Raw genomic sequence first — 12347 nt, 5'->3', positions numbered from 1 at the left:
ATCGAAGGGCACTCCGACGGCTCCGAGCCCCGGTCAGGATGGCGTCGTGGTCGCATGCGTCGCTCACCCAGGCAGCATGCCCGATCATGGGTGCCATCCGTTGCGGACGTCGGCAGATCCGCACACTGACATGGGCATCATCGGACGTCTCCGCAGGGAAGGAACCGCTCGGGCATGCGCGGCGTCCCACGTTCGTGTACGTGCGCTCCGCCCTCGCCCTTGTCCTGGCCCCGTGGGTCGTCGCCTGCGGGGAGGCTCAGGGCGCTGACCCTCGTCCGCACCCGGATGTGCTGGCCGCCGAGGCGGACGTCAGGCTCGTGGACGAGGGACAGGCTGACCTCGTGCTGTTCGCCAGCAACCAGTCCTTCGACGAGGAGCTGGTCCGCATGACGATCGCTGTGGACGGCGTCACGGTGGTCGATGGCGAGTTCCATGTCGAGGGGCAGCACAACTGGGTCAGCTTCCCCCTCAGCCTGTCTCCGGGCGACCACGAGATCACGGCGGAGTCCGACACCGGGGCTGTGCTCGATGAGTCCTTCCACGTGCCCGAGAGCAAGACGCGCTACGCGGTCATCGATCATTGGGGTGACGCCTCGCAGGCCGAGCTGACGTGGTTGTTCCGGCGGCAACCCGTGGCGTTCGGTTGATCCCGCTCCGCACCCCACCTCATTCGCTCGTCGGTCTCAGGCCCTACCGGGATTCGCGTAGCGCTCCCGCGGCGTAGACCACGAGCGCCTCTATCGGCAGGGCTGTGGTGCTGACGATCGACAGCTCGCCCGTGCTGGGCTTCCAGGCGACCACCCGCGAACCCTCACCACCGCGTCGACCGATCTTGGCGACTCGTAGCAGGACGGTGCCGTCGTCAGCGAGGGCGAGGGTGCCCAGGCCCCAGTTGCTGTAGTTCGCCTCCGGGTCGAGCACGGGGAGCCGGTGCTGAGGGGTCAGCGTCTCGCGGTCGGCGACCACGACGCTGAACTGCTGGTCGTCGTACGTCGTCCCGACGACCGTGTCCTCGTTCGCCTGGAGGCGCGACAGGCGGCCCGTGCGGTCCATGCTCACGTCTCGAGGCGTGCCTCCGGCGTGGTCGGTGAGGATGTTGGGCTGGTCGAAGTCGGCGCTGGTCAGCCAGTTGCCTTCGGGGTCCAAGGTCGCTTCCATCCCGCTGGGGGCGGTGGTCTCCGCGGTCTCGCCGGTGCGCGCGTCGACGGTGTAGGCCTGGGTGCCGGTGACCAGCAGGAGGGTGTCCTCGTCGTAGAACGACCAGCCGGTGTCGTCCCGGGGCACGAAGCCGTCAGGCACCGGGAAGTGCGCTGCTGCTCCACTGGCGAGGTCGTGGACCGTGACGCCGTAGTCGTGCTCCGACGGCTCCCCGTCGAGGTAGTAGGAGATCGCGAGCCGGGTGCCGCGCGGGCTGAGTGACAGGGTGGGGTAGCGGCCGGTGATCGGCACCGTCCTCCACTCACCACCTGGCCCGAGCACCTGGGCGACACCGTCCTGCTCGACTGCGACGACCGCGACGTCGATCGGGGAGTCGCTCAGCTGCGGAGACGATGGCGGCGGGGCGATCGTGCGGGGGAGCGTGGGTGCCACGTCGTCGGGCGCCGCCGGGAGCTGGTCGACCTCACGCGGATCCCAGACGGGCCAGACCTTCCCGACGCCGTCTGGGTGAGATGGGCTCGGCGGAGGGGTGGGATCGAGTGGGGACGTCGGTGTCGTGTGCGTGGGGGCGGCCGGCTGAGGTGAGCTGACGCGGTCGACGCCCTGGACGCCCACGACGACCGTCACGACCAGGGCGGATGCGACCGCCGCGGCGGCGGCGCCCCGACGGCGCGTGCGTCGACGTCGCGCGACCTGGAGCGCCTCGTGCTCGAGGCGAGGGTTGTCGACGCGATCGGTCGCGCGCGCCAGGAGGTCGTGGAGCTCGTTCATGGGTTTCCTCCCGTGAGGTCGAGCAGCTCCGGGGCGCCGGTTCGGAGCCGGGCGAGCGCGGCGGCGTTCTGGCTCTTGACCGTCCCGATGCTGACGCCGAGGATCTCGGCGGTCTCGCGCTCCGACAGGTCGTCGAGATGTCTCAGGACCACGACTGCCCGCTGGGCATGTGTGAGCCGCATCAACGACTGCCGCACGACGAGTGCAGCGGCGGGATCGCTGCTGGCGTCGTCGGTCACCGTGAGGTCAGGCTCTGTGCCGGTGGTCTCCCGGCGACGTCTCCACCAGCTCACGTTGTCGCGGACGACGATCTGGCGGGCGTAGGCGGTGGGGTTCTGGTCGCTGAGGCGGTGCCAGCGCAGCGCGACCTTGACGAGCGCCTCCTGCACCAAGTCCTGCGCACGGTGCAGGTCTCCGGTGAGGAGGTAGGCCGATCGCAGCAGGGACTGTTGGCAGCCCGCCGCCCAGTCGGTGAACTCCTGGTCGTCCACTCGCCGATTCCCCCGTTGGTGTGATCCCGTGCTCGAACCTCTCACAAGGAGAACGCTTCGGCACCCCGTCAGGGTTGGTGCGACTTCGAGGCCGATGGTCCGCTTCGGTACGCCGACGGGCGGCTGGTTGGATGACCGGTGTGATCGACCTGCGCTCCGACACCCTGACCCGGCCGACCGAGGCGATGCGTGCGGCGATGGCACGCGCCGAGGTGGGCGACGACGTCTACGGCGAGGACCCGACGGTCACGGCGCTCGAGGAGCGGGTGGCCGCGATGTTCGGCCACGAGGCCGCGCTGTTCACGCCGACCGGGTCGATGGCCAACGTGCTGGCCGTCGCGTCGCTGGTGGCGCCGGGACAGGAGGTGCTGTGCGAGTCCTCGGCGCACATCGCCCGCGCCGAGCTCGGTGCCCACGGCGCGATCTCCGGCATCACCATGCGGACCTGGACCGCGCCCCGAGGCCAGGTCGACCTCGCCGCGATCGAGGCGATGTTCGCCCCGGACATGGGGCCGTTCTTCGTGCCCACCGCGGCCGTGTCGGTCGAGAACACCCACAACTTCGCCGGCGGGACCGTGCTCCCGCTCGAGGACCTACGCGCGCTCCGGGTGTGGGCCGACACGAGCGGCACCCGGATCCACCTCGACGGCGCCCGCCTCTGGAACGCCCACGTGGCGACCGGCACCCCGCTCGCCGACTACGGGCGCATCGCCGACGTGCTGGCCGTCTGCCTGTCCAAGGGGCTGGGCGCGCCGATCGGCTCGCTGATGGTCGGTTCGGCCGACGCCGTCGCCGAGGCGCGGGTGCGACGCAAGCGGATGGGTGGCGGCATGCGCCAGGTGGGCGTGCTGGCGGCGGCAGGGGCGTACGCCCTCGACCACCACGTCGAGCGGCTGGCCGACGACCACGCGCACGCGCGGCTGCTCGGGGAGGCGCTCGGTCTCGACCCGGAGGACGTGCAGACCAACATCGTGGTCGTCGAACGACCCGACGCGGCCGGCTTCGTGGCGGCCGCGGCCGAGGAGGGCGTCCGGATCGCTGCGGTCGGCCCGCGCGCCGTACGCATGGTGACGCACCTCGACGTCACGCGTGCCGACGCCGAGCGCGCTGCCGCGGTGCTGGCCCGGCTCGGCTGATCCTCACCCGCCCGCGCGCCACTCCCAGCGGCTGATGACCTCGCCCTCGTGGAGGGTCGCCCGCTCACCGGTGTCGGTGAAGCCGCGGGCGCGGTAGAGCCGCTGCGCCCGCAGGTTCGTCGCCCGCGTCCAGACCGAGAGCCGGGTCCAGCCCGGGCCGTGGTCGCCGCGCTGGAGCGAGCGCATGAGGGCGCTCGCGACGCCGCAGCCCCACAGGGCGGGGTCGACGAAGACCATGGACAGGTGACCGCAGGCGTCGTCGGGGCCGTCCTCGTCCTGGAAGGGCTCGGCGACCAGCATGCCGGCCGCGCGCTCGCCGTAGTGGGCGAGCAGGGCGACCTCGCCCGCCTCGGCACCGCGGGCGACCTTCGCCGCGACCCGCTCGCTGCGGGCCTCGGACGGAAGGTTGCCGGCGGCCCGGCGTGCCGCCTGCCACACGCCGACCGCCAGGCGTCCGGACTCCTCGTCGTCGATGGGCGTGATGAGCGTGCGCGGCATGCGATCAGGCGGCGTTGCGACCCATGAGGGCGATCTCGCTGATGGCGGTGTAGTCGCGCCCCAGCGGGCCGGCGCCGGGCGGCGTCACCGACGTGATGGTGAGGGTGACCGTGCCCGTCTCGACCGGCGGCACCTTCAGCATCTGCATGGCAGGGCGCTCCGCGAAGGTCTGGTCGACCGAGCTGCCGTCGTCGAAGGCCCACGTGACGCCCAGGATCCGGCGGTTGTTGGGGTACCAGTCGACGCCGGCGACCTTCTTCGCGTACCCGTTGACCAGCCCGACGCGGTTGATCACGCCTGCCTGGGCCAGGGTGATCGTGACGGACTGACCTGATGCGTCACCCGGGGTGCGCCAGGTCGTGGCCGGGTTGCCGTCTCCCATCTGGCTGGCCTCGTAGGCGACCAGGTTGCCGTCGAAGTCCTGGGTCGGAGGGGCGGTCCCGGGCGCGGTGAACGTGGCGGACTCGGCCAGGTCGACCCGGGGGCCGACGCCCTGCGGGGCCTCGTCTTCTCCCGACCCCTCGCTCCCAGCCTCCGGATCGTCCGGTGCCGCCGACCCGTCACCGGGCGACGCCCCGGCCTGACCGGCCGGCTGCTCCGTCGCGGTGTCGTCGACGGGCTCGCTGTCGAAGACCCGGAGCAGGACGAGCACCAGCGCGACCAGCGCGACGGCGCCGACGACCCAGAAGAGCCACGCTCGGCCGGCCAGCGGGTCCTCGGTCTCGAGCTCGTCGACCTCTTCGTAGGGCAGAAGGTCGAGCTCGGGGTCCCAGTCGGGGGCCGCCGGGGGCGCCGCGGGCGGGAGCGGGGTGGGGTCCGCCGCCTGGACGGGCAGGGCGGCGCGAGGCGCGGCAGGGGCGACGGGCGGCTCGACAGGCGGCTTGGCGGACCGGTCGGCAGGCGGGGCTGCGGGAGAGTCTGCGGGCGGGCGCACCATGGTCGGCGTGGTGGCCGTGCGGGGCACGGCCGGGGCGGGCGCCCCGATGGGGTGCCCGCAGTTGAGGCAGAACCGTCCCACACCGAGCTCGGCCCCGCACCGCACACAGGTGTCCACGGGGCCACGATAAGGGGCCCCACCCACCCGCGGGCGCCGTTTGCCGCTCAGACCGCGATGTGCGGGACCTCGCCCTCGACCACGCGGCGGGGCGCGAGCTCGACGGTCAGCATGGCGACGAGCACCATCGAGCCGCCGACGAGCAGGCGCGTGGTGAGGTCCTCCCCGCCGAGCCAGACGGCGAAGAAGGAGGCGAAGACCGGCTCCATGCTCATGATGATCGCGCTGCGCGTCGGCGGCAGGTGCGCCTGCGCCCACGTCTGCCCGAGCAGGCCGAGCGCGCCGACGATGACGGCCATGTAGGCGACCGACACCCAGTCGGAGGTGCGCTCGGGCAGCACGATCCCGTCGTGCACCGTCGCCAGCGTGCACACCACCGCGATCACCATGATCTGGATGATCGTCATGCCGATCGCGTCCTGTGCCGAGGACCAGGCGCCGAGGGCCACGATGTGGAGGGCGTAGAGCACGGCCGAGGACAGCGTGATGAGCTCGCCGTAGCCGATGCTGAAGCCGTTGAGCGCCAGGACGCCCAGGCCGACGGTGGCGAGCACGACGGCCACCCACGTGACGGGCGGGATGCGGGTCCGCAGGATCGCGGCGGCCAGCAGCGGCGTGCACACGACGTACAGGCCGGTCACGAAGCCGCTGATGCTCGCCGGCGTGTGGGCCAGACCGGCCGTCTGCAGGATCTGCGCGACGCCGTAGAGCAGGCCGAGGACGACCGCGTGGCGGCGCACGAGCGGGGACAGCCGGCCCACGGCCCGCGGCGCCACGACCAGCAGGGCCAGCGAGGCGATGGCGAAGCGGACCGCCAGGAAGTCCAGCGTGGGCACCCGGTCGAGCAGGTCCTTGATCAGGAAGAACGTCGAGCCCCAGCAGGCGGCGAGGGCCAGCAGCGCCGCCGCCGCGAGCAGGGTCGTACGACGGTCGTGCGCGGATTCCACCGCAGAAGGCTAGGGGGTCAGATCAGGAACAACGTGATCGTGGAGCCCTTCGGCACCTGGTCACCCTGCTCGGGGTCGGAGCTGAAGACGAAGCCCAGGCCGAGGTAGCCGTCGGCCTCCTCGGTGCGCACGTCGAAGCCGAGGCCCTGGAGCAGCTCGGTGGCTGCCTCCACACCCATCGCCCGCACGCGCGGCACCTCGACGAGCTCGGGGCCCTTCGACACCACGAAGGAGACGGTGTCGCCGCGGAAGAGGGTGCCGGTCGTGGGGTCCTGGGAGATCACGTCGCCCTCGGCGACGGTGTCGCTGAACTCCTCGCCGGTCACGCTGACCTCGAGCCCGCGCTTCTCCAGCGCTGCGCGGGCCGCGTCGAGGGACCTGCCGGTCCAGTCCTTGACCGTGATCGGCTTGCGGCCCTTGCTGAGCACCAGGTCGACGGTCGCGCCCGGCTTCACCGTGGTGCCGGCCTTCGGCGAGGTGCGGATCACCTGTCCCTCCGGGACGGTCTCGCTCCACCGCCCGACGCTCGTGCCGAACACGAGGTTGGTCGCCGCCAGCGCGTCCTGGGCCTGGTCCTCGGTCTGGCCCTCCAGCTGGGGGACGTCGTAGCGCTCCGGCCCGAGCGACAGGGTCAGCGTCACGGTGCCGCCGTCGAGCACCTTGCCACCGGGCCCGGGGTCGGTCGCGATGACCAGTCCGGCCGCGACGTTCTCGGAGTACGCCGGCTCGCCGGCCTCCGGGTCGAGCCCGGCCCGCTCCAGCCGGGCGCCCGCGGCCGCCTCGTCGAGGCCGAGCACGGCGGGCGTCGTGGTGTAGCGCGCCCAGCCGAACCAGTAGGCACCGACGCCGATGCCGGCGACCAGCAGGAGGGAGAGGAGCAGCACGAGCGGGCCCTTGACCGAGCGTCGGCGGGCCGTCGTGGTGACCGGGGCGATCGGGCTGGGAGCGCGCGACGGCCGGCGGGCCGGCGGCGGCTTCCGGTCGGCCTCGTCGCGTGAGGGCTCCGGTGCCCGGACGGGCATCGCGGTGGTGGCCGGCGCCTCGGCCGCCGCTGTGGCCCCCGCTGTGGCCGCCGGCGCCGGGTGGCGCTCCAGCGCCGTGGTCCGGTCCGGGCTGCCGTCGTCGACGAGCCCGGAGTCGCGCGGGTCGACCTCGGTCAGCAGCGCGAGGGCCGCCGCGTCGAAGGGCTGGGGCATGGTGGCGTCGCCGTGCACGTCGGCGAGGTCGGCCGCGGGGGTGCGGCGCGGCATCAGGTCACCGGCCAGCTCGGGGTCGGAGTCGAGGCCCTCGCGCAACGCCTGCGCGACGCGGTGCACGTGGTGGAGCAGCACGGAGGCGTCCGCGGGCCGCTGGCTCCGGTCGCGTGAGGTGGCGCGGGCGACGAGGGCGTCGACGTAGTCGGGGATGCCCGGCTCCGCGACGGAGGGGAGGGGGACGTCGTGGTGCACGTGGCGGTAGGCCACCTGGATCGGCGACTCGCCCTCGTGCGGCTTGCTGCCGGTGAGCAGCTCATAGAGCACCACGCCCGCTGCGTAGACGTCGGCGCGGGCGTCCGCGCGCCCGTCGACGACGAGCTCAGGCGCCAGGTAGGAGACGGTGCCGATCAGCACCCCGCCGGTGGCGGTGTGCTGGGTGTCGGCGCTGACCGCCTTCGCCAGGCCGAAGTCGGCCACCTTGACCTGACCGCCGTGCGCCTCGTCGGCGATCAGCACGTTCTCCGGCTTCACGTCGCGATGGATCAGCCCGGCACGGTGGGCGGCGGCGAGCGCGGACACGACCGGCTCCAGCAGCGCGAGCGCCCTGGCCGGTGGCATCGGCGCCTCCTTGCGGATCACGTCGCGCAGCGTGTGGCCGGGGACGTACTCCATGACGAGGAAGACGGTGTCCGAGCCGTCGGAGGTGTCGTCACCCTGGTCGTAGACGCCCACCACGTGCGGGTGGTTGAGCCGGGCGGCGGCGCGGGCCTCGCGCACGAACCGCGCGGCGAAGTCCTCGTCGTCACCCAGCCCGGGGTGCATCACCTTGACGGCGACGGTGCGGTCCAGCCGGGTGTCGGTGGCCTCGTAGACACTCGCCATGCCGCCGCGCGCCACCCGGGCGCCGATGCGGTAGCGACGCTCCAGCAGCCGCCCGACCAGGGGGTCGCCACTGGCGCCGGGCGCTGCTGCGCGGGCGTGCTCGGGTGGCTCCACAGTCGACCTCCAACACCGGACGGGGAAGGATCCGGCGCGCCCATCGTACGGAAACCGCCCCGGGCGCCGCTCTCAGCGGCGGCTCCGGCGTGGCGCCGGGTCCCCGCGGAACGCTCAGCAGGCGTCGTTGAACGTGCTCAGCTCGAACTGCGGGGCCTTGATCGAGCGCTCGTTGGGCGCGCGCATCGTCCAGTAGCGCATCCAGTCCATCTGCATCCGCGCGGGGTGCATCTTCTCGTTGCCCTGCGCCCGGAGCTCGAACTTGAGCTGGCGGCGCACCGGGTCGAGCGCGGCATCGCGGCGCTCGGTGTGCACGACGTGGGCGTCGACGAACCACGAGATGTGGTCCTCGGCGACCTCGACGGCATAGGTGTGCCACCGGTCGTTGCGCAGGTGGCGGTCCTTGAACCCCCGGAAGGAGTTGTTCGGCAGCGTGTGGACGTAGGACTTCACCGTGTTCTTCCCGAGCGTGAAGTTCTGCAGGCCGATGTCGCGCCCGCCGCAGTGCTGCTCGCGGTCACCGGCCGGCACGAGCTCGGTGACGACCTTGTAGTTGCTGCCGCCGGGAGTGGTGCCCATCCGGCGTGCGCGGGCGCGGATCTCCCAGCGCCCGTAGGTGTGGCCCGGCAGGTCGAGCGTGGCCGAGACGCTGCCCTTGCGCGTCGTCATCAGGGTGAGCATGCCGTTCTGGGTGCGCACGACGCCCCGGCCGGCCTTCTTCCAGTACGCCGGCTTGGCGCCGACGAACTCCTGGCGGAACACGCCGTGCTGGTACCAGCCGTAGGTGTTGCCGGCGTGGACCGGGCCGGGCGCACCGTGGACGTGGTCGGCGGAGGCAGGGGGGACCGCCGGCGAGATCGTCAGGGCCAGGAGGCCGACGAGCGCGGCGGCGAGGACGGGGCGGAGGGAGCGCATCGGGACACCGTACGAAGGGCGTCCGGGCGCCGACAAGTCCGCGGGCCGGCGATCAGGCGGGCGGACGCCCTGCCTCGAGGCGCCGCTTGATCGCCTCCACGTTGCGGACGTAGGCCCGGGTCTCCTCGTAGAGGCCGTGCCGTCGTACCGCGCCGAGGCCCTGGTAGTAGGCGCCGATCTTGTGCGTACGACGCTGGGTGTGCCGCGCGAGCACCCGCAGCAGCAGGACCCCGGCCTTCGCGTTGTCCCCGGGCCTGCGCAGGTCGAGGTCGCGCCCGGCGTACTGCTCCATCCACCGGCCGGTCGCGGGCAGCACCTGCATGGCGCCGATGGCGCGGGCGTCGGACACGACACCCATCTGCCAGCCCGACTCCTGCCAGGCGATCGCGAGGGCGAGCTGGGGGTCGACGCCGTGGTTGCGGGCGGCCCCGGCGATGACCCGGCGCACCTTCTCGCGGTCGCCGTCGGGGTGCTGCCATGCGGGCAGCGCACCGCCCTCGGCGTGCGCGGGCGGGGCGACGAGCGTCGCGCCCGCCAGGCCGAGGACGAGCGCGGCGACAGCGCGGGTCAGGGATGGGGGTCGTCGGGGCACGGTTGCTCCTGGTCCCGTCCGCTGCGCCCACGGGACCGAGGCCCGTGGGAGGGAAGCGCGCGGACGAGCAGTCGACGTTACCGAGCGTGCCGCGGGGCCGCGAGGCGCCGGGTGGGTCGGGCGTGTCGCTCGTGACAGACTCCGGCCCATGAACGACGTCCCCCTCGCCGACCGTGACCTGGCCGCCCTCGTCCACGAGTGGCTGGAGTGGAGCGAGGTCGCCGAGCTGCTCGGCGTGACGCCCGCGAAGGTCCGGTCGATGGTCAAGGACCACGAGCTCGCGCAGGCGGTGCCGGTGCCCGGCGCCGGCCCCCGCGTGCCGGCCGACTTCATCCAGGACGGCCAGGTGGTGAAGGGCCTGCCGGGGCTGCTCACGCTGCTGCACGACCACCGGTTCGACGACCGCGAGTGCATCGCGTGGCTCTTCACCGACGACGACCTCCCGGGTCGGCCGATCGACGCGCTGCGGGAGAACCGCGGCAGCGAGGTCAAGCGGCGCGCGCAGGTGCTGGAGTACTGATGGCCGCGCCGACGACGGGTCGTCAGCGCTACCAGTGGGGCCTGGTCCTCCTGGCCGCGGTGCTCCTCGTCGCCTGGCTGCTCGTCGACGGGGGCGGGCAGGCCGACCCGTCCGGGCGCGCCACGGACAGCTCGACCACGTCGTCGTCCTCGTCGTCGTCCTCGTCGTCGTCCTCGCCGTCGTCGACGACCGCTGTCGGCCCGAGCGGGTCGGAGACCACCGACCCCGAGAGCGGGCTGCCTGTGGTCCAGGTCTCCGACCTGCCGCCGGAGGCGGGCGAGACGCTCGACCTCATCGACGCGGGAGGCCCGTTCCCGGAGCCCGACCGTGACGGGTCGACCTTCGAGAACCGTGAGGACCTCTTGCCCGACCACCCGCTGGGCTACTACAAGGAGTACACGGTCCCCACTCCCGGACGCGACGACCGCGGCGCGCGGCGGATCGTGGCCGGCGAGGGCGGGGAGCTCTACTACACGGGCGACCACTACCGGTCCTTCTCACGCATAGCGAGGTAGACGCATGAGCGGTCTGGCTGCAGTCCTGGCGGGGCACGAGGCCCCCGGGATCCACCTCTGGCACGGTGCGTTCGAGGTCGACGACGTACGCCACGCGGTCGAGCACGCCGGCTGGGCCTTCGGGCACGTCGACGGGTGGACGGCCGGCGACAGCAAGGCCGGCTTCCTCGCCGCGGTGGGGGAGGCGCTCGACTTCCCCGACTACTACGGGCAGAACTTCGACGCGCTCGCCGACTGCCTCCACGACGTCGGCGCCCACGCCTCCGGAGTCGTCCTCCTGTGGGACGGCTGGGGCACCCTCGCCCGTGCCGACGAGCGCGCCTTCAACGTCGCGCTCAGCGTCCTCGGCTCACGCGTCCACGCCGACCGCGGCGTGCCCTTCACCGTCCTGCTCCGCGGCGACGGCCCGCCGGTTCCGGGAATCACCAGCCTCGACTAGACCCTTCGCTGGGTGGCGGCGGCGGCGAGCTCCGTCAGGACCTCGCGGGCGCCGGGGTCCACGTCGGCTGAGCGGAGCGCGTCGACGGCCCGGTCGGCGAGGTGGCCGATGACCTCCTCGACCTGCGCCCGCGCGCCGGAGTCCTCGATGATGCCGCGCAGCTCGTCGACGTCGTCGGCGGTCAGCGGCGTACCGAGGGCTTCGTCGAGGCGCCGGGCGCGTGCCGGGGGAGCGGCGTCGAGCGCGAGCGCGACCAGCACGGTGCGCTTGCCCTCCACGAGATCGTCGCCGGCGGGCTTGCCGGTCTCCTCGGGGTCGCCGAAGACGCCGAGGAGGTCGTCGCGCAGCTGGAACGCCTCGCCGAGCGGCAGGCCGAAGCGGGTGAGCTGCTCGAGCTGTACGTCGGTGGCGCCGGCGAGGCCCGCGCCGATGTGCAGCGGCCGCTCGATGGAGTACTTCGCCGACTTGTAGCGCAGCACGGTCATCGCGGTGTCGACGTCGGCCCGCCCGCGCGCCTGCACCGACACGTCGAGGAACTGCCCGGCGATCACCTCGTTGCGGCACAGCTCGAACAGCCGCAGCCCGGCCGCCACCTCGTCGGCGGCGAACCCGCTGTGGCGGAGCATGTCGCCGGCCCAGCCCAGCTGGAGGTCGCCGAGCAGGATCGCGGCGGCGGCGCCGTACTGGGCCGGGTCGCCGCGCCAGCCGGCGGAGCGGTGCTCGGCCTCGAAGGCGCGGTGGGTGGCGGGGCGGCCGCGACGGGTGTCGGAGGCGTCCATGTAGTCGTCATGGACCAGGGCGCTCGCGTGGAGCATCTCCAGCGAGGCGCAGGCGCGGGCCAGCGCCGAGGCGTCGTCGACCTGCGGCCGGACGGCGCGGTAGCCCCAGTGGCAGAAGGCCGCGCGGAACCGCTTGCCGCCGCGGACCGCCGTACGCGCCTCGTCGACCAGGCGTCCGGCGTCCGGGCCGAGCGCGGAGAGCTCGGCGGCCCGGTCGTCGAGGAACGCGTCGAGCACCTCCTGGACCTCGTCGCGGAAGGCTGCGGGGTCCCAGGTCGTCACCTATTCAGCCTAAACATGGGACGGGATGCCCCGGACGGCGCATCCCTCCGTAGGCTGT

General features: G+C 73.1%; 14 protein-coding genes. 5 read left to right on the top strand and 9 right to left on the bottom strand.

Going from position 1 to position 12347, the window contains the following annotated elements; translation table 11 throughout:
- Positions 1-200 precede the first annotated feature (200 nt).
- Positions 201-647 (top strand): hypothetical protein, encoded by a 447-nt coding sequence (locus tag Q9S36_RS35510; RefSeq protein WP_311289506.1) that lies wholly within the window; start codon positions 201-203, stop codon positions 645-647.
- A gap of 43 nt (positions 648-690) precedes the next feature.
- Here the strand turns inward: Q9S36_RS35510 and Q9S36_RS35505 are convergent, their stop codons facing one another.
- Together Q9S36_RS35505 and Q9S36_RS35500 are read right to left on the bottom strand one after the other, a co-directional pair.
- Positions 691-1929, bottom strand: a complete 1239-nt coding sequence (locus tag Q9S36_RS35505; protein WP_311289505.1) for a hypothetical protein — start codon at positions 1927-1929, stop codon at positions 691-693.
- Positions 1926-2420 (bottom strand): SigE family RNA polymerase sigma factor, encoded by a 495-nt coding sequence (locus Q9S36_RS35500; protein WP_311289504.1) that lies wholly within the window; start codon positions 2418-2420, stop codon positions 1926-1928. Before Q9S36_RS35500 ends, Q9S36_RS35505 begins: the two co-directional genes overlap by 4 nt.
- Positions 2421-2551: 131 nt before the next feature.
- On the opposite strand from Q9S36_RS35500, the gene Q9S36_RS35495 reads away from it, so the two are divergent.
- A complete protein-coding gene (locus Q9S36_RS35495) occupies positions 2552-3556 on the top strand; it encodes a GntG family PLP-dependent aldolase (protein WP_311289503.1) in 1005 nt (334 codons plus the stop codon).
- Positions 3557-3559: 3 nt separating this feature from the next.
- Here the strand turns inward: Q9S36_RS35495 and Q9S36_RS35490 are convergent, their stop codons facing one another.
- The 6 genes from Q9S36_RS35490 to Q9S36_RS35465 all read right to left on the bottom strand — a co-directional run bounded on the left by Q9S36_RS35490 (position 3560) and on the right by Q9S36_RS35465 (position 9754).
- The gene (locus Q9S36_RS35490; protein ID WP_311289501.1) at positions 3560-4054 is read right to left on the bottom strand and encodes a GNAT family N-acetyltransferase; all 495 of its coding nucleotides are present in this window, start codon (positions 4052-4054) and stop codon (positions 3560-3562) included.
- 4 nt (positions 4055-4058) lie between these two features.
- A complete protein-coding gene (locus Q9S36_RS35485; protein WP_311289500.1) occupies positions 4059-5108 on the bottom strand; it encodes an NADase-type glycan-binding domain-containing protein in 1050 nt (349 codons plus the stop codon).
- A 47-nt stretch (positions 5109-5155) separates the two neighbouring features.
- The gene (locus tag Q9S36_RS35480; protein WP_311289499.1) at positions 5156-6055 is read right to left on the bottom strand and encodes a DMT family transporter; all 900 of its coding nucleotides are present in this window, start codon (positions 6053-6055) and stop codon (positions 5156-5158) included.
- 17 nt (positions 6056-6072) lie between these two features.
- The gene (locus tag Q9S36_RS35475; protein ID WP_311289498.1) at positions 6073-8247 is read right to left on the bottom strand and encodes a PASTA domain-containing protein; all 2175 of its coding nucleotides are present in this window, start codon (positions 8245-8247) and stop codon (positions 6073-6075) included.
- A 114-nt stretch (positions 8248-8361) separates the two neighbouring features.
- Positions 8362-9162 (bottom strand): glycoside hydrolase family 16 protein, encoded by an 801-nt coding sequence (locus tag Q9S36_RS35470; RefSeq protein WP_311289497.1) that lies wholly within the window; start codon positions 9160-9162, stop codon positions 8362-8364.
- Positions 9163-9214: 52 nt separating this feature from the next.
- Positions 9215-9754, bottom strand: coding sequence for a lytic transglycosylase domain-containing protein (locus Q9S36_RS35465; protein WP_311289496.1), 540 nt, complete (start codon positions 9752-9754; stop codon positions 9215-9217).
- Positions 9755-9902: 148 nt separating this feature from the next.
- Between Q9S36_RS35465 and Q9S36_RS35460 the strand changes: the two genes are divergently transcribed.
- Genes Q9S36_RS35460 through Q9S36_RS35450 form a run of 3 tightly spaced genes read left to right on the top strand, consistent with a single transcriptional unit; the run spans position 9903 to position 11228 of the window.
- Positions 9903-10274 carry an Rv2175c family DNA-binding protein gene (locus Q9S36_RS35460; RefSeq protein ID WP_311289495.1) on the top strand — a complete coding sequence of 124 codons (372 nt, stop codon included), beginning with the start codon at positions 9903-9905 and terminating at the stop codon, positions 10272-10274.
- Positions 10274-10789 carry a ribonuclease domain-containing protein gene (locus Q9S36_RS35455; RefSeq protein ID WP_311289494.1) on the top strand — a complete coding sequence of 172 codons (516 nt, stop codon included), beginning with the start codon at positions 10274-10276 and terminating at the stop codon, positions 10787-10789. Before Q9S36_RS35460 ends, Q9S36_RS35455 begins: the two co-directional genes overlap by 1 nt.
- Before the next feature lie 4 nt (positions 10790-10793).
- Entirely contained in the window at positions 10794-11228 is a 435-nt protein-coding gene (locus Q9S36_RS35450; protein WP_311289493.1) for a barstar family protein, read from the top strand.
- Here the strand turns inward: Q9S36_RS35450 and Q9S36_RS35445 are convergent.
- Positions 11225-12289 (bottom strand): polyprenyl synthetase family protein, encoded by a 1065-nt coding sequence (locus Q9S36_RS35445; protein WP_311289492.1) that lies wholly within the window; start codon positions 12287-12289, stop codon positions 11225-11227. The genes Q9S36_RS35450 and Q9S36_RS35445 overlap by 4 nt on opposite strands.
- Positions 12290-12347 lie beyond the last annotated feature (58 nt).

It is taken from the genome of Microbacterium sp. ARD31, from assembly GCF_031844425.1.
The sequence above is the reverse complement of the archived record's forward strand: the minus strand, read 5'-3'. Positions and strand labels throughout refer to the sequence as shown.

What these genes read in the sequence shown, in the direction of transcription:
- Q9S36_RS35505 (WP_311289505.1), bottom strand. Translation starts at nt 1,929, where the DNA reads ATGAACGAGCTCCACGACCTCCTGGCGCGCGCGACCGATCGCGTCGAC.
- Q9S36_RS35455 (WP_311289494.1), top strand. Translation starts at nt 10,274, where the DNA reads ATGGCCGCGCCGACGACGGGTCGTCAGCGCTACCAGTGGGGCCTGGTC.
- Q9S36_RS35490 (WP_311289501.1), bottom strand. Translation starts at nt 4,054, where the DNA reads ATGCCGCGCACGCTCATCACGCCCATCGACGACGAGGAGTCCGGACGC.
- Q9S36_RS35450 (WP_311289493.1), top strand. Translation starts at nt 10,794, where the DNA reads ATGAGCGGTCTGGCTGCAGTCCTGGCGGGGCACGAGGCCCCCGGGATC.
- Q9S36_RS35470 (WP_311289497.1), bottom strand. Translation starts at nt 9,162, where the DNA reads ATGCGCTCCCTCCGCCCCGTCCTCGCCGCCGCGCTCGTCGGCCTCCTG.
- Q9S36_RS35495 (WP_311289503.1), top strand. Translation starts at nt 2,552, where the DNA reads ATGACCGGTGTGATCGACCTGCGCTCCGACACCCTGACCCGGCCGACC.
- Q9S36_RS35460 (WP_311289495.1), top strand. Translation starts at nt 9,903, where the DNA reads ATGAACGACGTCCCCCTCGCCGACCGTGACCTGGCCGCCCTCGTCCAC.